The organism is Rhodococcus sp. PvP016 (assembly GCF_017832185.1).
Taxonomy (GTDB): Bacteria; Actinomycetota; Actinomycetes; order Mycobacteriales; family Mycobacteriaceae; genus Rhodococcoides.
Window position 1 is genome coordinate 2,209,811 of record NZ_JAFIBH010000001.1, and the last position, 23,297, is coordinate 2,233,107.

The window sequence follows — 23,297 nt, forward strand, 5'->3', positions numbered from 1 at the left end:
ACAACGGCGTGAACACTACCCGAACGCGCCGATCGGCCGCGAATCGCCCCTGCTCGTCACCGTCGGGTCGGTTGGTCACCGCTGCGACGTCAGGGCCCGGCACTCGTCCACGGCGTGATCGATCTGATCGAGGGTCAGGAAGTAGTGGGGAGACGCCCGGACGAGGGAGTCCAGTCCGCGGGCCGTCATGTCGAGCAGAGTCGACGACGCCGGGCTGACGGAGACGGTGACGTCGCGATCCGCCAGTGCATCCTTCACCGCGGCGGGCGCGACGCCCTCGACGGTGAAGGTCACGATGCCGGTGTGGTGCTCGCCGAGGTCGTGCACCGCGATGCCGCGCACCTCGGCGAGGGCGTTCCGCAGCCGCTCGGCCCGCGCACGCACCGCGGCTTCCACCGCGCTCGGTCCGAGTTCGAGCAGGAGATCGACGGCGGCTCCGAGACCGAGCCGGGCCGCGACGTCGTGTTCCCACGTCTCGAACCGCCGCGCGTCGTCGGCGACGGTGTACGAATCGGGACCGGTCCAGGAGGCACTGTGCAGATCCAGTGATCGCGGCTCGAGGGTGTCGAGCACCGACGGAGCGATGTGAAGGAAACCGGTACCGCGCGGACCACGCAGCCACTTGCGTCCCGTCCCGGAGAGAGCGTCCACGCCGAGCTCGTCCACGTCGAGGGCGATCTGGCCCACCGACTGGCAGGCGTCGAGCAGCACGAGGGCCCCGTGACGGTGGGCCAGGTCGACGATCTCCCGGACCGGATTCAACAGGCCACCGTTGGTCGGCGCGTGCACGAGGGAGACCAGCGCGACGCGATCGTCCATCATCCGCTCGAGAGCCTCGAGATCGATGCGTCCGGACGGGTCCACGGGAATGGTGTCGACCACGGCGCCGGTGGCCCGCGCCCGCTGCAGCGCGGCGATCGCGTTGGTGGCGTACTCGACGGTGGAGACCAGGATGCGGTCACCGGGGGAGAGCGGCACCGCGTAGAAGAAGTCGCACCAGGCCCGCGTGGCGCTGTCGGACAGTGCCACGGTGCCGGTCGGGGCTCCGATCAGCGTCTCGACGGACGTGCGCACCGCGGCGAGATCCTCGGAGCGTTCACGCGCCGCGCGGTATCCACCCACCTCGGCCTCACGACGCAGGTGTCCGACGACCGTCTCGACGACGCGCTGAGGCGGTAGGGACGAGCCGGCGCTGTCGAGGAACACCCCGTGCTCGGCGGCAGGGGTGTCCGCGCGGGCGGCGAGTACGTCGACGGTGTCCGTCTCGGGGGTGGCGTTCACAGTGATGCCGACACTACCGGCGACCGCACGCGGGAACGATTAGTCTGTGGAGGGCGGGGGTAGTCGTCATCCGGACACGCAGTGTCCGTTCCTGTTCCCGTACGCAGTGCCCGTTCCACTTCACGCTCCACCGTCACCCCGCGGAGGCATCCATGACGGCCGTTTCCGGCACTCTCAGTTCGCGGCCCGCCGCCGAGGCATACCTCGCCCGGGTCTGTTTCAAGGTGGGGCCGCCGACTCTGATCGGCGCAGAACTCGAATGGTTCACCCGGACCCCGTCCGGCGCACGTCCCACTCTCGACTCGCTCGCCGAGGCACTGGGTGCCCACACCCCGCAGTCTCTTCGGCGCGAGTCCCCCGCACTCGCCCTCCGCTCCGGAAGTGTCGTCTCCGTCGAGCCCGGTGGTCAGATCGAATTGTCGTCCTCGCCCGCCACGTCCCTCGCCTCCGTCGTCGAGGCGCTGCGCGACGACGAGCGGTCGTTGTCCCGCCTGCTCGACTCGCAGGGGATCTCGCTGGCCGGAGGCGGCGCGGACACGCAGCGACCTCCCGACCGACTGCTCACGCTGCCGCGCTACTGCGCGATGGAGCGGCGCTTCGAGCAGTACGGCCCGTACGGCAAGCTCATGATGTGCAACACGGCCGCGGTCCAGGTCAGTGTGGACGCCGGCGGCGACGACGAGCAGATCCGACGGCGCTGGGCCACAGTGCATGCCGTGGGTCCGGCGCTGCTGGCGGCGTTCGCGACCACGCCCGCTCTGCACGGCGTTCCCGACGGTCGGTGGGCCTCGCAGCGCATGCGCACCTGGTTCGAACTGGACCGCACCCGCACGCGCGTCCCTCTGGGGGTCGACCCCGTCCGTGACTACGCGCGCTGGGTGATGGACGTCCCGCTCCTGTGTGTGCGACGCGACGGGCGCCTCACCGCACCGCCGCGCGAAGCCACGTTCGCACAGTGGCTCGCGGGTGACCTGGACGACGACATGGGTCGGCGCCCCACGACGGCCGACCTGGACTATCACCTGACGACGGTGTTCCCCCTCGTGCGAGCGAGCGGCCACCTCGAGATCCGGTACCTCGACGGCCAACCCGACGGGATGTGGGAGGTGCCGATGTACGCGGTGGACGCCCTGCTGTCCTCCGCTTCGGTGGCCGATCAGGCACTGGACCTGGCGGAACCCACTCTGAACAGGTGGGAGGACGCGGCGCGGGACGGACTCGCCGACCAGGCATTGCGGCGAGCCGCGGTGGAGCTGCTGACACTCGCGGCCGATTCCAGCCACGGCGAGGCGCGGGAAGCCCTGGGCCGCGCGGCGACGCGCTGCTCCGCCGCCCAGCCGCCGACGGCACTCGGGACAGCGGCGACACCACCACGAGGCGATGCACGGAAGGAGTTCTCACGATGACGGCGAACACGACGGTCGACGCGGTGGCGTTGCGCGGCCGACTCGAGTCGATGCTGGTGCGCAGTCGCGCCCGGACCCTGGCACTCACCCGGTGCCTCGACGAGGACGGGCTGCGCGAGCAGGTGTCGCCGTTGATGAGCCCACTGGTGTGGGATCTCGCCCACATAGGAAACCAGGAAGAGCTGTGGCTGGTCCGCGACGTGGGCGGCCGCGACGCCGTGCACCCGGAGATCGACGACCTCTACGACGCGTTCCGCCACGCACGGTCCACCCGACCGGGGCTCGATCTGCTGTCGCCCGACGAGGCGCGCACCTACGTGGACACCGTGCGAGCCCTGTCGCTGGATGCGCTGCAGCGCTGCACCTTCGACGAGAGTCGGCTGGTGGAGAACGGCTTCGTCTTCGCGATGGTCGCGCAGCACGAACAGCAGCACGACGAGACGATGCTGGCGACTCATCAGCTGCGCACCGGCGACGCCGTGCTGGAGGCACCCGACGCTCCCCGCGCCCAACTGCCGCCCGCCCACGACGTCGAGGTCATCGTCCCCGGTGGTGCGTTCGAGATGGGCAGCAGCGACGATCCGTGGGCCCTCGACAACGAGCGGCCCGCGCACAGTGTCGAGGTGCCCACCTTCGCGATCGACGCGGCTCCGGTGACCAACGGTGAGTACCTCCAGTTCATCGCCGACGGTGGCTACGACCGCGAGGAACTGTGGACCGAACGCGGCTGGGCGCACCGCACCGAGGCCGGTCTCACCGCGCCGCAGTTCTGGTCGCAGGACGACGACGGTGTGTGGTGGCGTCGAGTCTTCGGACGCGCGAAGCAGATTCGAGCAGCGCAGCCCGTGGTTCACGTCAGCTGGTTCGAAGCCGACGCCTACGCCCGCTGGGCCGGCAAGCGGCTGCCGACCGAGGCGGAATGGGAGAAGGCGGCGCGCTTCGATCCCGCGTCGGGGCTCTCCCGGCGAAACCCCTGGGGCGACGACGACGCCGACGAACGGCACGCGAATCTCGGTCAACGACACCTCGAGCCCGCCGACGTCGGCGCGTATCCCGAGGGTGCCTCGCCGCTCGGCGTCGAGCAGCTGATGGGGGACGTCTGGGAGTGGACGTCATCCGACTTCGAGCCGTATCCCGGGTTCGAGATGTTTCCCTATCCGGAATACTCCGAGGTGTTCTTCGGCGGCGACTACAAGGTGTTGCGCGGCGGCTCGTTCGGCACCGACCAGACGGCGGTCCGCGCGACCTTCCGCAACTGGGACCACCCGATCCGGCGCCAGATCTTCGCCGGCTTCCGGTGCGCCCGCGACGTGGGACACCGGTAGCGGATGTGCCGACACGTCGGCTATCTCGGACCCGCTCGCACCGTCGGAGACGTGCTCACCGCGGGCCCGACATCGCTGCTCACCCAGTCGTACGCACCCCGCGAGATGCGCGGTGGCGGCACGATCAACGCGGACGGCTTCGGTGCGGCCTGGTGGTCGAACGGCACCGCGTCGTCGTATCGGAGCGCGATGCCGATGTGGGGTGATTCGGCCGTCACCGACACGCTCACCCACATCCGCTCGGTGGCGGTGATGGGGGCCGTGCGGTCCGCCACCGTCGGCATGCCGGTCGAGCGGTCGGCGTGCGCGCCCTTCGTCGAGGGGCGATGGGCGTTCAGCCACAACGGTGTCGTACGCGGATGGCCGCAGTCGGTCTCCGCGCTCGCCGAGAAGGTGCCCGTCGAGACGCTGCTGCGGTTGGCGGCACCGACGGATTCCGCTGTGCTGTGGGCGATTCTGCAGCAGCGTCTACTGGACCGCGATCCCGCGGACGCGCTCGCCGGCCTGATGGCGGACGTCGACGCCGCCGCTCCGGACTCGCGCGTCAACCTGCTGCTCGGCGACGGCGAGTCGCTCTGGGCGACGACGCTGTACCACTCGCTCTCCGTCCGATACGACGAGGACAGCGTCGTGCTCGCGTCCGAACCGCTCGACGAGCTGCCCGGATGGCAGCAGGTGCCCGATCGGTGCCTCGTCTCCGCCCGACCGGGATCCGTGGACATCACCACCTTCTGACCGCTCCATCCCTGCACCTTCCATGCTCGTCAGCAACAAGGAGTTCGTCATGACAGCGCCGTCACTGGACATCCACATCACCGAGGGCGATCTACAGGAATCGCTGCGGGAGGATGCCCGCCGCGGGCTCACCGCGACGCCGAAATGGTTGCCGCCGAAGTACTTCTACGATGCTGTGGGCAGCGAACTGTTCGAGCGCATCACCGAGTTGGACGAGTACTACCCGACGCGCACCGAGCGCGCCCTGCTGACCGAACGGGCCGCGGAGATCGCGCGCGTGACGGGAGTGGAGGTGTTGGTCGAGTTGGGCTCGGGATCGTCGGACAAGACCCGAGTGCTGCTGTCCGCGGGTCTGGAACACGGCACCCTGCGTCGCTACGTTCCGCAGGACGTCTCGCCGTCGGCGCTGACCGGTGCGATGGAGGAGTTGTCGCGTCAGTATCCGAACCTCGAGATCCACGGAGTGGTCAGCGATTTCACGAGTACCGGCGGCCCGGACAGTGGATTGTTCTGGGTGCCCACCGGCGGGCGCAGGACGCTGGCGTTCCTGGGCGGCACACTCGGGAACCTCGTGCCGCAGGAGCGCGCCGAGTTCCTCTCCGCCATCTCGAACACCCTCGACACGGGGGAGTTCCTGTTGCTCGGAGTCGGGTTGGTCATCGACCCGGCGATCCTGGTGCCCGCGTACGACGACGCGCAGGGAGTGACGGCGCAGTTCGACCTGAACGTGCTCTCCGTGTTGAACGGGCAGCTGGACGCCGACTTCGACGTGGACGACTTCGAGCACGTCGCCGTGTGGGACGAGCGCAACGAGTGGATCGAGATGCGGCTCCGAGCGCGTCGGGACCACACGGTGCGCGTCGCGGATCTCGACCTGAACGTGCAGTTCGCGGCGGGTGAGGAGATGCGGACCGAGATCTCGGCCAAGTTCCGCCGCGAGTCGATCACCGGCGAACTGGCCGCCGCGGGGCTGACCGTCGACGAGTTCTGGACCGATCCCGACGAGCGCTTCGCCTTGGTGCTCGCCCGGAAGTAGGGCGCCCGACGACAGACACTCCCCGCGGACGAGGTCCGCGGGGAGTGTCTGTCGGTGTCGTCGTTTCTCAGGCGTTGCCGTTGAACAGGCTGGTGACGGACCCGTTCTCGAAGACCTCACGGATGGTCTTGCCGAGCAGGGGTGCGATGGAGAGCACGGTCAGCGACGGGAACAGCTTGTCGTCGCTGATGGGCAACGTGTTGGTCACGACGACCTCCTTGGCGCCGCACGATGCGAGGCGCTCGGCGGCCGGGTGGCTCAGCACGCCGTGCGTGGCGGCGATGACGACGTCGCCCGCGCCGGCTTCCTTTAGCACCTTCACCGCGCCGGCGATGGTGCCGCCGGTGTCGATCATGTCGTCGATCAGGATGCAGGTGCGTCCCTCGACGTCACCGACGACCCGGTTCGACTTGACCTGGTTGGGCACCAACGGGTCTCGCGTCTTGTGAATGAACGCCAGCGGCGCCCCGCCGAGCGAGTCGGCCCACTTCTCCGCGACGCGCACGCGGCCGGAGTCGGGGGAGACCACGGTGATGTGCTCGAGGTTGTAGCCCTCGCGGATGTGGTCGGCGAGCTGGCTGTGCGCGTGCATGTGGTCGACCGGGCCGTCGAAGAAGCCCTGGATCTGGTCGGTGTGCAGATCGACCGTGATGATGCGGTCGGCACCGGCCGTCTTGAGCAGATCGGCGACCAGACGCGCGGAGATCGGCTCGCGGCCGCGGTGCTTCTTGTCCTGGCGGGCATAGGGGTAGAACGGCAGGATCGCGGTGATGCGCTTCGCCGATCCGCGCTTGAGCGCGTCGATCATGATGAGCTGTTCCATGAGCCATGTGTTCAGCGGGAACGGGTGGCTCTGGAGCACGAAGGCGTCGGAGCCACGGACGGATTCCTCGAAGCGGACGAAGATCTCGCCGTTCGCGAAGTCGCGGGCGGTCTGCGGGGTGACCTCGATCCCGAGTTCCTTCGCCACCTGCTCGGCGAGCTCGGGATGAGCGCGACCGGAGAAGAGCATCAAGTTCTTCTGGTTGTCGATCCAGTTGGCTGTGGTCACTGCTCTACTCGCCGTCCTTCGGTTCGTGCACGTGTGATTCCTCGGTCGAACGGGCGCGTTCGGCTGCCTCTGCCGCCGGCGATCCCGGACGCTTCTTCTGCACCCAGCCCTCGATGATCCGTTGCGGACCACCGGAGACGGCGAGCGCTCCCGCCGGTACATCATGGCGTAGGACGGTTCCGGCGCCCGTGTAGGCCCCGTCGCCCACGCGCACCGGCGCGATGAACATGGTGTCGGAACCGGTGCGCACGTGCGAACCGATCTCGGTCCGGCTCTTGCCGACGCCGTCGTAGTTGACGAAGACGCTGGACGCGCCGATGTTGGAGTGTTCGCCGATGCTGGCGTCGCCGACATAGGTCAGGTGCGGCACCTTGGAGTGCGCTCCGATGGTCGCGTTCTTGGTCTCCACGAAGGCGCCGAGCTTGCCGTGGTCGCCGAGGTCGCTGCCCGGCCGCAGGAACGTGAAGGGCCCCACCGTCGCTCCGGCACCGATCACCGAGTCGAATCCGTGCGAGCGGACCACCGTCGCGCCCTCGCCGACCGACACGTCGGTGAGCGTCGTGTCCGGCCCGATGATCGCGTCCTCACCGATGACGGTGCGTCCGTGCAACTGCGTGCCGGGGTGCAGCACGGCGTCGCGTCCGACGGCGACCTCGATGTCCACCCACGTCGACGACGGGTCGATCACGGTCACCCCGGCGCGCATGTGGCGGGCGAGGATGTGCTCGTTGAGGATGCGGGTGACCTCGGCCAGCTGCACCCGGTCGTTCACGCCGCGCACCAGCGACGGGTCGGTGAGCTGAGTGCTGAACACCGGCAGGCCGCGTCGGCGCGAGATCTTCAGGACGTCGGTCAGGTAGAGCTCGTGCTGCGCGTTGTCGGTGCCGAGCGAGTCGAGAGCCACCCGCAGCGACTGCGCGTCGAAGGCGTAGACACCCGAGTTCACCTCGGTGATGGTGAGCTGATCGGGAGTCGCGTCGGCGTGCTCGACGATCTCCTGGACCTGCCCGGATCCGTCGCGGACGATGCGGCCGTAGCCGTTCGCGTCGTCGGGGACGAAGGTGAGCACCGACACCGCGACGGGCTCCGCGGAGGAGTGGTGATCGTGCAGGAGCGCCTGCAACGTGTGGGCGTCGAGCAGCGGCACGTCCCCCGCGGTGACCACCACGGTGCCGTCGAAGTCGGCGGGCAGAGACGCGAGGCCGCACTGCACCGCGTGACCGGTGCCGTGCTGTTCGGCCTGCACCGCGATGTCGATGGTCCGACCCAGCGTCTCGGCCAGATCGGCGACGGCAGCCGAGACCTTCTCGCGGTCGTGCCCGACGACCGTGACGAGGTGGTCGGGGTCCACCCCGTCGGCCGCGTGCAGAGCGTGCGCGAGCATGGACCGACCGGCCAGTTCGTGCAGAACCTTCGGAGTCTTCGATCGCATCCGGGTTCCCGCCCCCGCGGCGAGCACGACTACAGCGACCTTCGACGTCATGAATCTCCTCGACCGACTTCGGATGTGCCCCGGGCGGGGGACCCGCCACACGCGTCGCCACGGCTCCGCCGCTCTACGACAGCAGCTCCGCCGCTGTGGCGTAGCGGCTCCGCCGCCAGGATTCGAACCTGAACTATCTGAACCAAAATCAGAGGTGCTGCCATTACACCACGGCGGATCACAGCCTCGGCTGGCGTGCGCCGAGCGCGTCGATCCTCGCACGAGTGCACCCGCTCCGTAAAACGCTCCGCAGGCCTCACTCGCCGCGCAGCGCTCGCGTGTCACAGTGATTCCATGACCTCGACGCCCGACGCGCCCCGCGAGCCCGATCAGCCGCGTGCACCCGGTGACGCCGGCGTCCCGGAACGTGCGCCCCGCGTCCGGATGACGGGCACCCAGCGCCGGGCCCAGTTGATCGAGATCGGCCGCACGCTGTTCGCCGAGCGTGGCTACGAGGCCACGTCCATCGAGGAGATCGCGCAACGCGCCCAGGTGAGCAAGCCGGTCGTCTACGAGCACTTCGGCGGCAAGGAGGGTCTCTACGCCGTGGTGGTGGACCGCGAGATGTCCACACTGCTGTCCATGATCACGTCGTCGCTGACCGAGAACCGGTCCCGGATACGGGTCGAACGGGTGGCGCTGGCCCTGCTGACCTACGTCGAGGAGCGCAGCGACGGGTTCCGCATCCTCGTGCGCGACTCCCCGGTCGCCGCGGCCGAGGGAACGTACTCGAGCCTGCTGAACGACGCCGTCGGCCAGGTGGGGCACATCCTGGCGGGTGACTTCTCCCGCCGCGACATCGACCCGGCCAATGCCCAGCTGTACGCCCAGGCATTGGTCGGAATGGTGTCGATGACAGCGCAATGGTGGCTGGACGAACGGTCTCCGTCGAAAGAGGTGGTGGCCGCGCACATCGTGAATCTGTGCTGGAACGGGCTCACGAATCTGGAGCCCGATCCCCGGTTGGGGAGCTGAAAGCGCGAGTGTCACCGGAGGTGGTCACGGTGGACCACCTCGTCGGTCGTGACGACACGACGCTCGTACTCCGGGACGAGTGCTCGTGCTGTGTAGTGGTCCAGTGGTACCGTTCTCGCGTTGTTCACGGATTGAATGCCCCAAACTTTCGAGGCGGATCGCATGGTCAGACAGGCACGCGCCGAGATCACCAGAGACACGGTGCTCGCGGGGGCCGCCCATGTCTTTCTGCGGCTCGGGTACGCCAATGCCAGCCTCAGCGAGATCATTTCGCAGTCGCAGGTCACCAAGGGTGCTCTCTACTTCCACTTCGGGTCGAAGGAGGAGTTGGCCCGCGCCGTCATCGACGAGGGCGTGCGGCGGCTCACCACGGCGTGCCGCGCCCTGGACGACGGCCGGATCCCCGCCCTCGAAGCAGAGATCGGTGTCTCGTACATCACGGTCGATCTGGCGGTCACGGATCCGATGGTCGCCGCGATGTTCCGGCTCAAGCACCAGATCGGCGACTACCGCGGCACCGGAGAGAACGTCATGGAGGGCTGGGCCGAGTACCACACCGGTCTGGCGCGCCGGGCCATCGACGAGGGCGACCTCGAGGCCGATCTCGACCCCGTGACCACCGGAATGCTGTTCCTGGAGGTCATCGTCGGCGCCCACATGGTCGCGGTGGCCACCGACAGCACCAAGGAATTGTCGTCGCGTATGGAGCGGCTCTGGCACTACCTGCTCCCGTCGCTCGTTCCCGGCCGCAAGCTCGACTACTTCCGTGAGTTCGCCGCCCGTCGTGTCCTGCGCTACGGCGCCTGACGACGAGCGGCCGCGCTGCGGTCGCCTCGGTCGGCCCATGGTCGTTTCTGTCGGGGACTGCTCCTAGAATCGATACCGAGTCGTCACCGACCGATCGATCTCCGTGAGGGGTGTCGAGCGTTGCGGGTGCACGATCGTGTCGTCTTTCCGTCAGGAGTTCTGCTGGTGTCCTCGCCGTCCGTCCATGTTTCCCCCGCGCAGACCCCGGACGACGGTGCGGGCCGGATGTCGGGCCTGCTGGAATTCGCGTTGCGTGACGCGTCGCTCGCGCAGATCGTCGATCTGTCCGGGCGCCGCGAGGCCACCCTGGTGGCACCCACTCCGGCACGGGCGTTCATCGCCGCGGCCATGTCCCGCACCACACCGGTCCTGCTCGTCACCGCGACGGGCCGCGAGGCCGACGATCTGACGGCCGAGCTCACGGAGATGGTGGGCGGCGCCGTGGCGCAGTTCCCGTCCTGGGAGACGTTGCCGCACGAGCGTCTGTCTCCCGGAGCGGACACCGTCGGTCGTCGTATCGAGGTACTGCGGCGCCTCGCCCGGCCGCAGGACGCCGACTACGGCGTCCCGCTGAAGATCATCGTCACCACGGTGCGCTCGGTGCTCCAGCCGATGGCGCGTGGACTGGGCGAGATAGAGCCCGTCGGCCTACGGGTTGGGGCGGAGTTCGACTTCGAGGACTTGCAGAAGCGACTGGTCGAACTGGCCTACACGCGGGTCGACATGGTGGGCAAACGCGGTGAGTTCGCGGTCCGCGGCGGCATCCTCGACCTGTTCTCGCCGACGGCGGATCACCCCGTCCGTGTCGAGTTCTGGGGTGACGAGGTCACCGACCTGCGCGCCTTCTCGGTCGCGGATCAGCGTTCCATCCCCGACGTGGAGGTCGACACGGTCATCGCGCCGCCCTGCCGGGAGATGATTCTCGACGAGGCGGTGCGTGAGCGTGCGGCGCGTCTCGCCGCCGACAACACCGGCGACCCGATCCTGGTGGAGATGCTCGAGAAGATCTCCGCCGGCGTTCCGGTCGAGGGTATGGAGGCGCTGCTGCCGGTGCTGAAGGCGGGCGGTCTCGAACTGTTGACCGACGCGCTGCCCGACGGCGCCCACGTGCTGGTGTGCGACCCGGAGAAGGTGCGTACGCGCGCGACGGATCTGGTACGGACCGGCAAGGAGTTCCTCGAGGCGTCGTGGACGGCCGCGAGCATCGGTGCGGCCGCTCCGCTCGACACCGCAGCTCTCGACACCAGCAGCGTGACGGACGAGAGCGCCGTCCTCGACCTCGATCTCAGCGCGTCCGCGTACCGGTCGCTCCGGCAGGTCCGAGAGTCCGCGGAGGCGGCCGGTCGGCCGTGGTGGACCGTCGGCCCGCTCGCCTCGGGCAGCGACGAGGAGATCGTGCTCGACGTGGACGCGGCGCCGGACGTGCGCGGCTCCGAGGAGGCGCTCGCGACGCTCTTCCAGATGTTCACGGCGCACCTCGCGTCCGGCGGCCGTGTGGCCGTCGTCGTCGCGGGCGCGGGAACGGCGCAGCGCACGGTCGAACGCCTGCGGGAGGCCGGAGTGCCGGCGCTCCCACTCGACGCCGGAGCCGAGCCCGGCCCCGACGTCGTCGGCGTGATGTGTGGGTCGTTGCACTCGGGTCTCGTCCTGCGTGACGCCGGCCTGGTGGTCGTGACGGAGGCCGATCTCACCGGCAACCGGGTCGTGGCGGCCGGCGACGGCAAACGGTTGCCTGCCAAGCGTCGCAACCAGGTCGATCCGCTCGCGCTGACGGCCGGCGACATGGTGGTCCACGACCAGCACGGCATCGGCCGCTTCGTCGAGATGGTCGAGCGGACCATCGGCGGGGCACGCCGTGAGTACCTCGTCGTCGAGTACGCGCCCAGCAAACGCGGCCATCCGGGTGACCGTCTCTTCGTTCCCATGGAGTCGCTCGACCAGTTGTCCCGCTACGTCGGCGGCGAGATGCCGAGCCTGAGCAAGCTGGGCGGATCCGACTGGACCAACACCAAGCGCAAGGCCCGCAAGGCCGTCCGAGAGATCGCGGGAGAGCTCGTGCAGCTCTACGCGGCGCGGCAGGCGGCGCCCGGTCACGCGTACGGGCCGGACACCCCGTGGCAGAAGGAGATGGAGGACGCCTTCGCGTTCACCGAGACCGTCGACCAGATGACCGTCATCGACGAGGTCAAGGCGGACATGGAGAAGCCCGTCCCGATGGACCGCGTGGTCATCGGCGACGTCGGCTACGGCAAGACCGAGGTCGGCGTCCGAGCGGCCTTCAAGGCCGTCCAGGACGGCAAGCAGGTGGCGGTGCTCGTTCCCACCACCCTGCTGGCCCAGCAGCATCTGCAGACCTTCACCGAGCGGATGGCCAACTTCCCGGTGACGGTCAAGGGACTGTCCCGGTTCTCCGATGCCGCCGAGTCGCGGGAGACGTTCGCCGGACTCGCGGACGGCACGGTGGACATCGTCGTGGGCACGCACCGGCTGCTGCAGACCGGTGTGCAGTGGAAGGACCTCGGGCTGGTCATCGTCGACGAGGAGCAGCGCTTCGGCGTCGAGCACAAGGAGCACATCAAGGCGCTGCGCACGCACGTCGACGTCCTGACGATGTCGGCGACACCGATTCCGCGCACGCTCGAGATGAGCATGGCGGGCATCCGTGAGATGTCGACCATCCTGACTCCGCCCGAGGAGCGTCACCCCGTCCTGACCTACGTCGGTGCCTATCAGGAGAAGCAGGTGGCGGCGGCCATCCGCCGTGAGCTGCTGCGCGACGGCCAGGTCTTCTACGTCCACAACCGCGTGAGCAGCATCGACAAGGCCGCCGCGAACATCCGCCGGTTGGTGCCGGAAGCGCGCGTCGTGGTTGCCCACGGTCAGATGAACGAGGACGCGCTCGAGAAGACGGTGCAGGGCTTCTGGGAGCGAGAGTTCGACATCCTGGTCTGCACCACCATCATCGAGACGGGCCTCGACATCTCCAATGCCAACACGCTGATCGTCGAGCGAGCCGATTCGCTGGGTCTGTCCCAGCTCCACCAGTTGCGTGGACGTGTGGGCCGCAGCCGGGACCGCGGCTACGCGTACTTCCTCTACCCGCCGGAGAAGCCGCTCACCGAGACGGCGTACGACCGGTTGGCCACCATCTCGCAGAACTCCGACCTCGGCGCCGGTATGGCCGTGGCGATGAAGGACCTCGAGATCCGCGGCGCGGGCAACGTGCTGGGCGCGGAGCAGTCCGGCCACGTCGCCGGCGTGGGCTTCGACCTGTACGTCCGACTGGTCGGCGAGGCGGTGGAGGCCTACCGCGCCGTCGCGGACGGGCGCCCCGTCACCACCGACGAGGCGCCCAAGGAGGTGCGCATCGACCTCCCCGTCGACGCCCACATCCCACCGGACTACGTCACCAGCGACAGGCTGCGACTCGAGGCGTACCGCAAGCTGGCCGCGGCGCAGAACGACGCCGAGATCCGTGCGGTCATCGACGAGCTGACCGACCGCTACGGCCCCGTGCCGGCCGAGGTCGCCCGGCTCGTGGCCGTGGCCGTCCTGCGCATCCTGTGCCGTTCCTACGGCATCGTGGACGTGCAGATGGCGGGGACCATGGTGAAGTTGGCGCCGATGGACCTACCCGACTCCAAGCAGATACGGTTGAAGCGGCTCTACCCCAGCGCACAGTATCGGGCGACCACCGGCACGGTGCAGATCCCGATTCCGCGGGTGGCAGGTGGTGGAGTCGGTTCGGCCCGTGTCCGCGACGAGGAACTTCTGCAGTTCGTCGCCGACGTACTGCTCGCGATGGACGGGCAGCCCGCGGGCTCCGTACGAGTCGAGCAACCGATCGGGGTGTGAGCGCGCGATGACGATTCTGCTGTTGGATCCCCTGCGGCCCACCATGGTGCCGGTGCAGGCCGTGACGTTGCTGGACAAGCCGGTGGGCTTCACGGAAGAGGTGCCGGTCTCCATCCGCTGGCGCCTCACGGGGTTCACCTCCGCGGGCGACGACGAACCCGAGGTGCTCATCAGCACCAGCCGCGACAACCCCGACGTCCAGGAACGCATCACGCGCGGCGAGGACGTCATCGAGGTGCCGGTGCCCCGCGGCGGCAACCTCGCCGAGGCGGTCTTCGTCATCGACAAACTGCGCTCACTCGGCGGATGGGAGGCGCAGCAGACGCACGAGTCGCTGCGCGGATACCTGCTCGAGGAGACCTACGAACTGCTCGACGCCATCGAGACCGGCGACGCGGACTCGATCCGGGAGGAGCTCGGCGATCTGCTGCTGCAGGTCATCTTCCACGCGCGCATCGCCAAGGACGCGGGCGCCGAGGCGTTCGACATCGACGACGTCGCGTCCACCCTGGTGGCCAAGTTGACCCACCGCAGCCCGCACCTGGCCGACACGTCCGGCGCCCCGATCGACATCGGTGCGCAGGAGAAGGCCTGGGAGGAGCGCAAGGCCGCGGAGAAAGTTCGCGCGTCGTGCCTCGACGGCATCGCCATGGCGCAGCCCTCGCTCGCGCTCGCCCAGCAGGTCATCACCCGTGCGGTCAAGGCCGGGCTCCCGCAGGACTTCGTCCCGGAGTCCATGCTCTCGGTGCGCATCGACATCTCGGGTGATCACGGTGCCACCAGCGCCGAGGACTCGCTGCGCCGCACCGTCAACGAGTTCGTGGCCGACGTGCGAGCCGCGGAGCGCGCCGCCGCCATGGACGGAGTCCGATCGGCCGAGATGGACGCACGAGCGTGGTCCAAGTACTGGCCGGGCACCGACATGTTCGGGCGGCCGCTCGCGGCGACGGGCACGGACGACGCGCGCGTCGCCGCGTCCCACCACCGGCCGCAGACGGACGAGAAGAACCGCTGACCGTCTAGCCGAAGAGCGTCGAGCCCCAGTAGGCCTCGGTGCCTTCCGGTACTCCTGGCGGGCAGGCGAAGACCGCTGATCCGACGTGGGAGATGTACTCGTTCAGTGCATCTCGTCGCGCGAGAGCCTGCTGCATCGGCACGAACTGGGTCTGCGGATCGCTGCAGAAGGCGACGAAGAACAGCCCCGCGTCGAGGTGGCCGAAGCCGTCGGAGCCGTCGGTGAAGTTGTACCCGCGACGAAGAATCTTGATGCCGCCCAGGGATTCCGACGACGCCAGTCGTACGTGCGCGTCCTTCGCGATGGTCGACGAGCCGAGGTCGACGGTGTCGAACTCGGCCGTGCCGCCCAGTGGCGCGCCGGTGGCCTTGGACCGACCGATGACGCGTTCCTGTTCGCCGAGCACCGCGCGGTCCCACGGTTCGATCTTCATCCGGATGCGCCGCGCCACGAGGTAGGTGCCGCCCGTCATCCAGTCGGACTCGCCGCCGTTCACCCACACGTGCTCGTCGACGGTCGCCGCGTCCTCGGCCTTGATGTTGTTCGTGCCGTCCTTGAAGCCGAAGAGGTTGCGCGGTGTCGCCTGGGCTGTCGACGTCGACGCGGTGCGACCGAAGCCGAGCTGCGACCACCGCACCGACGCGGTGCCGAACGCGATGCGCGCGAGATTGCGGATGGCGTGCACAGCCACCTGCGGATCGTCGGCGCAGGCCTGCACCGCGATGTCGCCACCGCTCCGCGCCGGGTCGAGGTCGTCTCCGGGGAATCGCGGAAGATCCTGCAGTGCAGCCGGTCTGCGGTCGCCCAGACCGAACTTGTCGAAGAACGACGGGCCGAAGCCGATGGTCAGCGTGAGGTTGGACGGCATCAGGCCGTAGGCCTCGCCGGTGTCACCCGGCGGCTCGTACTGTCCGCCGCCGACCACGCCAGCGGGTACCGACTCGGCGCCGACGGTGAGGCGTTCGGCCATCGCCGTCCACTTCGTGAGCATCGCGACGATCTCGTCGCGCGAAGTGGTCGTCACGTCGAAGGTGACGAAGTGCATGCGGTCCTGCGCGGGCGTGACGATGCCCGCCTGGTGGACGCCGCGGAACGGCACCACGGCCTCGGCCGCGTCGGCGACCACGGGTTCGGGTGCGGTCGACCGGCCCAGCGCGGCGCCGGCGCCGACTGCGAGTGCGCCGGCTCCCACACCACCGAAGAGCGCGCGGCGCGAGAGGCGTCGACTCGGCGGGGTGGCGGCGGCGTCCGTGTCGGACGTCCGCTCAGGCGCCTGCGACGACACCCTGGACCTGGCTCACCGACGCGGACAGGGCGTCGATCTTCTTCGACAGGTCCTGGCGCTGCGGCTCGGTGACCGTGTCGTAGGAGACGAAGCCGTCACCCTGGCGGTACTTCGCGAGCTCGGTGTCGAGTTCGGCGAAGCGCTGCTCGATGGTGGCCGCGAGTTCCGGGTTCCGCTCGGACAGCACCGGAGCGAGCGCCGCCACCGCTGCCTGCGATCCGTCGACGTTCGCCTGGAAGTCGTACAGGTCGGTGTGGGAGAAGAAATCCTCCTCACCGGTGATCTTCGTCTGGGCGACCTCGTCGAGGAGGCCCTGTGCGCCGCCCGCCACGGTGATCGGGTCGATCACGAAGTCGGGGGACTGCACGCCCTCGACCAGCTCGTCGACGTCCGCCTTCAGCTGCTCGGCGATCGCGTTCGTGTCCGGCTGAAGTCCCTGTGCCCACAGGTCCTTCTCGAGGCGGTGGAACCCGGTCCACTCCGCGCCGGGCTCGACGTCCGGCTCGCGCAGGTCGATGCGAGGGTCGAGATCGTCGGGGAAGCTCTCCGCGACGGGTTCGATGCGCTCGTAGTAGGTGCGGACGAGCGGGAACTGGGCCTTGGCGCTCTCGACGTCACCGGACGTGACCGCGGTGACGAACGCCCCCGTCGTCTCCTGCAACGCCGTGACCTGGCTGACGACGTAACGCTTGTAGCCGTCGGCCGCCTCGGCGAGCGTCCCGTCGACGTCGGACTCCTTCGCGTCACCCGTGACGACGAAGTCGCCGCGGAGGCCGTCGCCGACCATGCCCGGCTTGCACGCGGTCTGGTACGTGGCGGGCTCGGGCAGCGCGACGATGAGCTGGCGGGAGACGCCGGGCCCGATGTTCTCGATCTCTCCCATGACGCGGTCGCCCTCGCCGTAGACGTAGAACTCGGTGACCTTGGAGCCGTTGTTGGTCACCTGGAAGGTGGAGCTGCCCGTCTGTGCACTCGTCGTTCCGACGTCGCAGGAGCTGTCGGTCGCGTCGACCACGATGTCGCCGCCCTCGGCCGAGGTCGCGGCCTCCTTCTCGGTGCAGGCCGTGAGGGCCAGCGGCAGCGCGGCGGCGCAGAAGAGGAGGCGGGTGGTGGTGCGCATGGAGTGGTGCCCTTTCGGGAGCGGGAAGGCCGGAGGCCGGTCGGTGGTGGAGCGGGAAGGCCGGAGGCTCTGGAGCGGGGAGATGTGTGTGGTCAGGAGGCGGCGGGTTGCGGCTGCGGTGCGGTGACTCGTGGTACGGCCTTCGGCCGCCGGAGGAACAGGGGCAGAACGACGACGAGGTAGAGCACCCAGGCCGCGACCTGCAGCACGGTCGGCTCGGGGCGGAAGTTGAAGATGCCGGCGACGACGGTGCCGTACCAGCTGCCCGCGTCCCAGGTGTCGCTGATGTCGAACGCGGTCGCGCTGCCACCGGGGAGGATTCCGCCGATCTGCAGAGCCCGCAGTCCGTACGCCAGGATCCCGGCGGCGACGAACACGAGGAAGACGCCCGTCCAGCGGAAGAACCGGGCGAAGTCGATGCGCACTGCTCCGAAGTACAGGAGGACGGTGAGGATCGCAGCGACGGCGATTCCGGCCAGCAGGCCCAGCAGCGGCCAGGAACTGCCGTTGGTGTTCTCCGCGTAGCCGACCATGAGGAGCGCCGTCTCGATCCCTTCGCGCCCGACCGCCAGGAAGGTGAGCGACGTGACGGCCACCGGTCCGACGTCGAGTGCACGGGCCATGCCGGCCTTCAACGTGCCGGAGATGGAGGCGGCGGCCGACCGCATCCACAAGACCATGCCGGTGACGATCGCGACGGCGATCAGTGAGGCGACGCCGGCGATGATCTCGGCGGTGAGGCCCGTGACCGTCGAGGTGCCGAGGTGGATGACGGTGAACACGACGGCGACCATGGCCACGGCGGCCAGGACACCCGTCCACACCCACTTCAGCGCGTCGCGGCGGTCGGACTTCACGAGGAACGCGACCAGGATCATGACGACGATGCCGGTCTCGAGTCCTTCCCGCACCCCGATCAGTCCGCTGCCGACCATCTGTGTCACGACGGACGGCGCGGACGCGACGACGGCGACTGTGGACACGGCGGGATCTCCCGGGTTCGAGTGGAGTGGGGCGTCTTAGGCAAGGCGACCCTCATACGAATGGTGAACATACACCGGCTTCGGGGTGGGAAACAGCCTCCGACCAGGACTTGTGAAGACCTTTACTGTTCTATTACTCAGGCTCGGGATGATGGAGGCATGCTTCCACCGCGCTCTCGGCGCCTCCGCGTCGTCGCGGCTGCCATTGCCACGGCCGCCGTCGTCTCCGGCTGCGGTGCCCTCGGTCTGGATCCGGGCAGACCCGCGGTGGAGATCCCGGAGGGAATCCCGCCGGGGCCCGGAGCGCCCCTGCCGCCGATCGACGTGGACGCGCCCGGTCGCTCGGCCGACCTGCTCGCCGGTTGGGCGGAACCGCTCGTCGACCCCACCGGTATCGGCCGCACCGCGCTCGAGGCCTACGGCCACGCGGCCGCGGTCATGGCCCGCTCGTCACCGGGGTGCGGTCTCGGCTGGACCACTCTCGCCGGGATCGGCCGTATCGAGAGCCGTCACGGCACCTTCGGTGGATCGTCGGTCGGTCCCGACGGCACAGTGTCCCCGCCCATCCGCGGAGTGCCCCTCGACGGTACTGCGGGCAACGCCGAGATCACCGACACGGACGGCGGCGAACTCGACGGCGACACCGTCCTCGACCGCGCGATGGGGCCGATGCAGTTCATCCCCGAGACCTGGCGCAAGTGGGGCGTCGACGCCAACGGGGACGGCCGCGCCGATCCCGACAATCTCGACGACGCCGCGCTCACCGCGGGTCGTTACCTCTGCGCCCGCGGGGGAGACCTCACCACGCCGGAGGGATGGCAGGCCGCCCTCATGGCCTACAACCTGTCGGGGGTCTACCTGAGGGACGTCCGCGACGCGGCCTCCGCCTACTCCGTCGGTGCCCGGCCGTCCTGATGCGGACCTGAACTCCCACCGGCCTGCCCGCCTGCGCGTCGAAGATCGAGCGCGGCGGCTGCGGCGGCTAGTCTGTCTTCGAGCCGCGCCCGACCACGGGTGACCGGTTCGCGCCCGAAGCTGTGTGTTCAACGCCTGACTAGGAGTTCATTCGTGGCCATCATCGAACAGGTCGGAGCTCGCGAGATCCTCGACTCACGTGGCAACCCCACGGTCGAGGTCGAGGTCGCGCTCGACGACGGCACGCTGACCCGTGCAGCGGTGCCCTCGGGCGCCTCCACCGGTGAGCACGAGGCCGTCGAGCTCCGCGACGGCGGCGATCGCTACGGCGGCAAGGGGGTCGAGAAGGCCGTCAACGCCGTGCTCGACGAGATCGCGCCGGCCGTCATCGGCCTCGACGCCATCGAGCAGCGCACGGTCGACCAGGCCCTGCTCGACCTCGACGGCACCGCCGACAAGTCGCGCCTCGGCGCGAACGCCCTGCTCGGTGTCTCGCTCGCCGTGGCCAAGGGGGCCGCCGAGTCCGCCGGACTGGAGCTCTTCCGTTACCTGGGTGGACCCAACGCCCACATCCTGCCGGTGCCGATGATGAACATCATCAACGGTGGCGCCCACGCCGACAGCGGTGTGGACGTGCAGGAATTCATGATCGCCCCCATCGGTGCGCCGACCTTCAAGGAGGCCCTGCGCTGGGGCGCCGAGGTCTACCACGCACTGAAGTCGGTCCTCAAGGCCAAGGGCCTGTCGACCGGTCTCGGCGACGAGGGCGGTTTCGCCCCCGACCTCGCGGGCACCAAGGCCGCACTCGACCTCATCTCGGAGGCCATCGGCAAGACCGGCCTCACGCTGGGCTCCGACATCGCTCTCGCGCTCGATGTCGCCGCCACCGAGTTCTTCACCGCCGGAAAGGGATACGCCTTCGAGGGCAATACCCGCACCGCGGAGGAGATGTCGGCGTTCTACGCGGATCTGCTGAACCAGTACCCGCTCGTCTCCATCGAGGATCCGCTCGACGAGAACGACTGGGACGGCTGGGTCGCCCTCACCGACAGCATCGGTGACCGGGTCCAGATCGTCGGCGACGATCTGTTCGTCACCAACCCGGAGCGCCTCGAGGAGGGCATCGTCAAGGGAGCCGCCAACGCTCTCCTGGTGAAGGTCAACCAGATCGGCACGCTGACCGAGACCCTCGACGCCGTCGATCTCGCGCACCGCAGCGGCTACCGCACGATGATGAGCCACCGCAGCGGCGAGACCGAGGACACCACCATCGCCGATCTCGCCGTCGCCGTGGGCAGCGGACAGATCAAGACCGGTGCCCCGGCTCGCAGTGAGCGCGTCGCCAAGTACAACCAGCTGCTGCGCATCGAGGAGGCACTCGGCGACGCCGCGCGCTACTCGGGCGAGCTGGCGTTCCCGCGGCTCGACTTCACCTCGAAGGACAGCTGAGCTCACCCATGGCGGACCGGGACTCTCGACGCAGTGCGGCACGGCCGGGTGGCCGTTCGCCGCGCCGTGACGCGCGTCCCGGGCGCTCCACGCGCCGCGACGGGTCCGGGGCCTCGCAGCCCCGGACCGTCGCCGGCGCGGTCAACGACGTCGTCACCGAGGGTGCCGCACTGGTCGGTCGGCGCGGACGCCGCCGCGGCGGCGAGAAGAAGGAACGCACGTTCCTCGGCCTGTCCACGGGCAAGGCCGTCGTCCTCGCCGTGGTGATCTGCGCTCTCGCCCTGACTCTCGCAGTTCCGTTGCGGACGTACATCTCCCAGCGCGGGGACGCCGCCCAGGTCGCCGCCGAGCGAGTGGCCCTCGAACAGCGCGTGGCCGAACTCCAGATACGCAAGGACCAGACCGACGATCCGGCCTACATCACCGCACAGGCCCGCGAACGCCTCGGTTACGTCATGCCCGGCGAGACCCCCTATCAAGTCCAGTTGCCCGGCGCGCGTGCACGATCGGACATCGAGAACGATCCGCCGCCGCCCCCGCCCGGACCCTGGTACAGCGACCTGTGGTCCACGGCGACCACCCCACGGTGACGCCTCGGCGCACGCCGATCCACCCGATCCGGAAATGAGTCAGACCCAGTGAGCGACGTGTCGCGCGAAGACCTCGACGCCGTGTCCGCCCAGCTCGGACGAGAGCCGCGCGGCGTGCTCGAGATCGCCTACCGCACCCCGGACGGCCGCCCCGCCGTCGTCAGGACGGCGCCGAAGCTGCCCGACGGCACGCCGTTCCCCACCCTCTTCTACCTCACGGACCCCCGTCTGACGGCCGAGGCGAGCCGCCAGGAATCCGCCGGTGTCATGCGCGAGATGACCGAGCGGCTGCAGCAGGACGAGGAGCTCGCCGCGGCCTACCTTCGAGCCCACGAGGCGTATCTGGCCGAGCGCAACGAGATCGAGTCGCTAGGAACCGATTTCACCGGCGGCGGGATGCCGGACCGGGTCAAGTGCCTGCACGTGTTGATGGCGCACTCGCTGGCCAAGGGACCGGGTGCAAATCCGCTGGGCGACGAGTCGGTGGCACTGGCCGCCGAGGGGCCCCTGCGCGGCACGGCCTTGCCCGCGGACTGGCCCACCATCGAGGAGCTCCGCGCATGAGGGTCGCCGCGATCGACTGCGGAACCAACTCCATTCGTCTGCTCGTGGCCGACGTGGACGACGACGGTCTCCGAGACCTCGCACGTGAGATGCGTGTGGTCCGGCTGGGGCAGGGTGTCGACGCGACCGGGTCCTTCGCATCCGAAGCGATCGACCGCACCGAGGCGGCGCTGCTCGAGTACGTCGACATCATCACCGAGCTGGGCGGTGTCGACGCGGTGCGCATGGTCGCGACGTCGGCCACGCGCGACGCCGACAATCGTGATCTGTTCTTCGACATGACGCGCCGGACACTCGCCTCCGTCGCGGACGGCGCAGTGGCCGAGGTCATCTCGGGAGACGAGGAAGCTCTTCTGTCGTTCGCCGGGGCGGTCGGCGACCTCGATCCGGACGAGGGGCCGTTCCTCGTGGTCGATCTCGGCGGCGGCTCCACCGAACTGGTGCTCGGAGATGCCGACGGCGTGCGCGCCGCCTTCTCCGCCGACATCGGATGTGTTCGGCTCACCGAGCGATGCCTGCCCTCCGATCCACCCACCGAGGCCGAGCGCAGGGCAGGGCAGGCCTTCACCTCGGAGCGCCTCCGGCCGGCGTTCGACGCGGTACCCGTGAAGGATGCCCGCACCTGGGTCGGGGTGGCCGGGACCATGACCACCCTCTCGGCCGTGGCACAGAATCTGCCCGCCTACGATCCGGACGCGATCCACCTGTCGCGCATCCCGTTCACCGATCTGCGCGACGTCTGTGATCGACTGCTCGGCATGACGAGGGCGGACCGTGCCGTGCTCGGCCCGATGCATCCCGGTCGGGTCGACGTCATCGGCGGCGGATCCCTCGTCGCGGCCACACTCGCCGAGCACATCGGTGCCGAAGCCGGAATCGACACCCTGGTCGTGAGCGAGCACGACATCCTCGACGGGATCGCTCTCAGCGTCGCCGGGCGGTGATCACTGGGGCTTCGGGCCGAGCTTCCTGACGGTCACCGGAGCGCGGCACTCCCACGCCTCCTCGATAAGTTCACGGAGTTCGTCGACGTCCACTTCGGGCAATCGCACGAGCACCGACGCATGACCCTCGTAGTGATCGGTGGTGAAGAACGCTGCCGGGTTCGAGCTGATGAGGGCCTCGCGGTCCTCGACGCTCGGTCTGCGGAGCAGCAGAACGTCGGGCATCTCGTGGACCCGTGCGAACAGTCGGTCCTTCACGCGGAAGCCGGGAGTGCCGTACGACGGCTTCTCCGTCACCTCGCGCAGCGCGAGTGCGATACGTCGGACGTCGTCCTCTGTCGCCATGGACGCAGTGTGCCACCTGCGTTCCTGCATCGCCGCAGATCGACGGTGCAGTGATGCCTCTTGCCTTCGGGCGGACGCACGGGAAGGGTCGATCGAGGCCGTTGTGGTCCCCGACACACCGATCGTCCGACGA

Annotated in this window: 20 protein-coding genes and 1 tRNA gene; 13 read left to right on the forward strand and 8 right to left on the reverse strand. The window is 69.2% G+C overall.

Annotation, left to right across the window (positions count from 1 at the left end; all coding sequences use genetic code 11):
* Nucleotides 1-75: 75 nt before the first annotated feature.
* A complete protein-coding gene (locus JOE30_RS10355; protein ID WP_204866501.1) occupies nucleotides 76-1,281 on the reverse strand; it encodes an aminotransferase class V-fold PLP-dependent enzyme in 1,206 nt (401 codons plus the stop codon).
* Between the two features lie 152 nt (nucleotides 1,282-1,433).
* Here JOE30_RS10355 and egtA point away from each other — a divergent pair, with 152 nt between their 5' ends.
* The 4 genes from egtA to egtD are packed head-to-tail and all read left to right on the forward strand — an operon-like array spanning nucleotide 1,434 to nucleotide 5,783.
* Nucleotides 1,434-2,687, forward strand: a complete 1,254-nt coding sequence (gene egtA / locus JOE30_RS10360) for an ergothioneine biosynthesis glutamate--cysteine ligase EgtA (RefSeq protein WP_204866504.1) — start codon at nucleotides 1,434-1,436, stop codon at nucleotides 2,685-2,687.
* Nucleotides 2,684-4,012 carry an ergothioneine biosynthesis protein EgtB gene (gene egtB, locus JOE30_RS10365; RefSeq protein ID WP_204866506.1) on the forward strand — a complete coding sequence of 443 codons (1,329 nt, stop codon included), beginning with the start codon at nucleotides 2,684-2,686 and terminating at the stop codon, nucleotides 4,010-4,012. The genes egtA and egtB overlap by 4 nt, the downstream gene beginning before the upstream one ends.
* Nucleotides 4,013-4,015: 3 nt before the next feature.
* On the forward strand, nucleotides 4,016-4,747 hold the full coding sequence (gene egtC, locus JOE30_RS10370; protein WP_204866508.1) for an ergothioneine biosynthesis protein EgtC: 732 nt from the start codon (nucleotides 4,016-4,018) through the stop codon (nucleotides 4,745-4,747).
* A gap of 49 nt (nucleotides 4,748-4,796) precedes the next feature.
* A complete protein-coding gene (gene egtD / locus JOE30_RS10375) occupies nucleotides 4,797-5,783 on the forward strand; it encodes an L-histidine N(alpha)-methyltransferase (RefSeq protein ID WP_204866509.1) in 987 nt (328 codons plus the stop codon).
* Nucleotides 5,784-5,850: 67 nt separating this feature from the next.
* Here the strand turns inward: egtD and JOE30_RS10380 are convergent, their stop codons facing one another.
* The 3 genes from JOE30_RS10380 to JOE30_RS10390 all read right to left on the reverse strand — a co-directional run bounded on the left by JOE30_RS10380 (nucleotide 5,851) and on the right by JOE30_RS10390 (nucleotide 8,495).
* On the reverse strand, nucleotides 5,851-6,834 hold the full coding sequence (locus JOE30_RS10380; protein WP_204866510.1) for a ribose-phosphate diphosphokinase: 984 nt from the start codon (nucleotides 6,832-6,834) through the stop codon (nucleotides 5,851-5,853).
* A 4-nt stretch (nucleotides 6,835-6,838) separates the two neighbouring features.
* Nucleotides 6,839-8,317, reverse strand: a complete 1,479-nt coding sequence (gene glmU, locus JOE30_RS10385) for a bifunctional UDP-N-acetylglucosamine diphosphorylase/glucosamine-1-phosphate N-acetyltransferase GlmU (protein ID WP_204866511.1) — start codon at nucleotides 8,315-8,317, stop codon at nucleotides 6,839-6,841.
* A 107-nt stretch (nucleotides 8,318-8,424) separates the two neighbouring features.
* A tRNA-Gln gene (locus JOE30_RS10390) sits at nucleotides 8,425-8,495 on the reverse strand.
* Nucleotides 8,496-8,701: 206 nt separating this feature from the next.
* Here JOE30_RS10390 and JOE30_RS10395 point away from each other — a divergent pair.
* From JOE30_RS10395 to JOE30_RS10410, 4 genes are all read left to right on the forward strand, one after another.
* Nucleotides 8,702-9,292 (forward strand): TetR/AcrR family transcriptional regulator, encoded by a 591-nt coding sequence (locus tag JOE30_RS10395; protein WP_204870240.1) that lies wholly within the window; start codon nucleotides 8,702-8,704, stop codon nucleotides 9,290-9,292.
* 162 nt (nucleotides 9,293-9,454) lie between these two features.
* Nucleotides 9,455-10,099 (forward strand): ScbR family autoregulator-binding transcription factor, encoded by a 645-nt coding sequence (locus JOE30_RS10400; protein WP_204866512.1) that lies wholly within the window; start codon nucleotides 9,455-9,457, stop codon nucleotides 10,097-10,099.
* 165 nt (nucleotides 10,100-10,264) lie between these two features.
* Nucleotides 10,265-13,954: a transcription-repair coupling factor gene (gene mfd, locus JOE30_RS10405; RefSeq protein WP_371831663.1), complete on the forward strand. Its 3,690-nt coding sequence runs from the start codon at nucleotides 10,265-10,267 to the stop codon at nucleotides 13,952-13,954.
* A gap of 7 nt (nucleotides 13,955-13,961) precedes the next feature.
* A complete protein-coding gene (locus tag JOE30_RS10410; protein ID WP_204866513.1) occupies nucleotides 13,962-14,969 on the forward strand; it encodes a MazG family protein in 1,008 nt (335 codons plus the stop codon).
* A 4-nt stretch (nucleotides 14,970-14,973) separates the two neighbouring features.
* Here the strand turns inward: JOE30_RS10410 and efeB are convergent, their stop codons facing one another.
* The 3 genes from efeB to efeU all read right to left on the reverse strand — a co-directional run bounded on the left by efeB (nucleotide 14,974) and on the right by efeU (nucleotide 18,309).
* The gene (gene efeB / locus JOE30_RS10415) at nucleotides 14,974-16,254 is read right to left on the reverse strand and encodes an iron uptake transporter deferrochelatase/peroxidase subunit (RefSeq protein WP_204866514.1); all 1,281 of its coding nucleotides are present in this window, start codon (nucleotides 16,252-16,254) and stop codon (nucleotides 14,974-14,976) included.
* Complete coding sequence (gene efeO / locus JOE30_RS10420; protein ID WP_204866516.1) at nucleotides 16,235-17,374, reverse strand: iron uptake system protein EfeO; 1,140 nt, start codon at nucleotides 17,372-17,374, stop codon at nucleotides 16,235-16,237. The genes efeB and efeO overlap by 20 nt, the downstream gene beginning before the upstream one ends.
* A 92-nt stretch (nucleotides 17,375-17,466) precedes the next feature.
* The gene (gene efeU, locus JOE30_RS10425; RefSeq protein WP_204870245.1) at nucleotides 17,467-18,309 is read right to left on the reverse strand and encodes an iron uptake transporter permease EfeU; all 843 of its coding nucleotides are present in this window, start codon (nucleotides 18,307-18,309) and stop codon (nucleotides 17,467-17,469) included.
* 207 nt (nucleotides 18,310-18,516) lie between these two features.
* Here efeU and JOE30_RS10430 point away from each other — a divergent pair, with 207 nt between their 5' ends.
* The 5 genes from JOE30_RS10430 (at nucleotide 18,517) to JOE30_RS10450 (ending at nucleotide 22,819) form a co-directional block, all read left to right on the forward strand.
* A complete protein-coding gene (locus JOE30_RS10430; protein WP_204866518.1) occupies nucleotides 18,517-19,272 on the forward strand; it encodes a lytic transglycosylase domain-containing protein in 756 nt (251 codons plus the stop codon).
* A 153-nt stretch (nucleotides 19,273-19,425) separates the two neighbouring features.
* Nucleotides 19,426-20,721, forward strand: a complete 1,296-nt coding sequence (gene eno / locus JOE30_RS10435) for a phosphopyruvate hydratase (protein WP_204866520.1) — start codon at nucleotides 19,426-19,428, stop codon at nucleotides 20,719-20,721.
* An 8-nt stretch (nucleotides 20,722-20,729) separates the two neighbouring features.
* Entirely contained in the window at nucleotides 20,730-21,311 is a 582-nt protein-coding gene (locus tag JOE30_RS10440; RefSeq protein ID WP_204866522.1) for a septum formation initiator family protein, read from the forward strand.
* A gap of 48 nt (nucleotides 21,312-21,359) precedes the next feature.
* Nucleotides 21,360-21,875 (forward strand): DUF501 domain-containing protein, encoded by a 516-nt coding sequence (locus JOE30_RS10445; protein ID WP_027504060.1) that lies wholly within the window; start codon nucleotides 21,360-21,362, stop codon nucleotides 21,873-21,875.
* Nucleotides 21,872-22,819, forward strand: coding sequence for a Ppx/GppA phosphatase family protein (locus JOE30_RS10450; RefSeq protein WP_204866524.1), 948 nt, complete (start codon nucleotides 21,872-21,874; stop codon nucleotides 22,817-22,819). The genes JOE30_RS10445 and JOE30_RS10450 overlap by 4 nt, the downstream gene beginning before the upstream one ends.
* On the opposite strand, the gene JOE30_RS10455 is transcribed toward JOE30_RS10450, so the two are convergent.
* A complete protein-coding gene (locus tag JOE30_RS10455) occupies nucleotides 22,820-23,164 on the reverse strand; it encodes an MmcQ/YjbR family DNA-binding protein (RefSeq protein ID WP_204866525.1) in 345 nt (114 codons plus the stop codon).
* Between the last annotated feature and the right edge of the window lie 133 nt (nucleotides 23,165-23,297).

What these genes read in the sequence shown, in the direction of transcription:
- egtA (WP_204866504.1), top strand. Translation starts at nt 1,434, where the DNA reads ATGACGGCCGTTTCCGGCACTCTCAGTTCGCGGCCCGCCGCCGAGGCA.
- egtB (WP_204866506.1), top strand. Translation starts at nt 2,684, where the DNA reads ATGACGGCGAACACGACGGTCGACGCGGTGGCGTTGCGCGGCCGACTC.
- egtC (WP_204866508.1), top strand. Translation starts at nt 4,016, where the DNA reads ATGTGCCGACACGTCGGCTATCTCGGACCCGCTCGCACCGTCGGAGAC.
- egtD (WP_204866509.1), top strand. Translation starts at nt 4,797, where the DNA reads ATGACAGCGCCGTCACTGGACATCCACATCACCGAGGGCGATCTACAG.
- glmU (WP_204866511.1), bottom strand. Translation starts at nt 8,317, where the DNA reads ATGACGTCGAAGGTCGCTGTAGTCGTGCTCGCCGCGGGGGCGGGAACC.
- JOE30_RS10395 (WP_204870240.1), top strand. Translation starts at nt 8,702, where the DNA reads ATGACGGGCACCCAGCGCCGGGCCCAGTTGATCGAGATCGGCCGCACG.
- JOE30_RS10400 (WP_204866512.1), top strand. Translation starts at nt 9,455, where the DNA reads ATGGTCAGACAGGCACGCGCCGAGATCACCAGAGACACGGTGCTCGCG.
- JOE30_RS10410 (WP_204866513.1), top strand. Translation starts at nt 13,962, where the DNA reads ATGACGATTCTGCTGTTGGATCCCCTGCGGCCCACCATGGTGCCGGTG.
- efeO (WP_204866516.1), bottom strand. Translation starts at nt 17,374, where the DNA reads ATGCGCACCACCACCCGCCTCCTCTTCTGCGCCGCCGCGCTGCCGCTG.
- efeU (WP_204870245.1), bottom strand. Translation starts at nt 18,309, where the DNA reads ATGGTCGGCAGCGGACTGATCGGGGTGCGGGAAGGACTCGAGACCGGC.
- JOE30_RS10430 (WP_204866518.1), top strand. Translation starts at nt 18,517, where the DNA reads ATGCTTCCACCGCGCTCTCGGCGCCTCCGCGTCGTCGCGGCTGCCATT.
- JOE30_RS10440 (WP_204866522.1), top strand. Translation starts at nt 20,730, where the DNA reads ATGGCGGACCGGGACTCTCGACGCAGTGCGGCACGGCCGGGTGGCCGT.
- JOE30_RS10450 (WP_204866524.1), top strand. Translation starts at nt 21,872, where the DNA reads ATGAGGGTCGCCGCGATCGACTGCGGAACCAACTCCATTCGTCTGCTC.
- JOE30_RS10455 (WP_204866525.1), bottom strand. Translation starts at nt 23,164, where the DNA reads ATGGCGACAGAGGACGACGTCCGACGTATCGCACTCGCGCTGCGCGAG.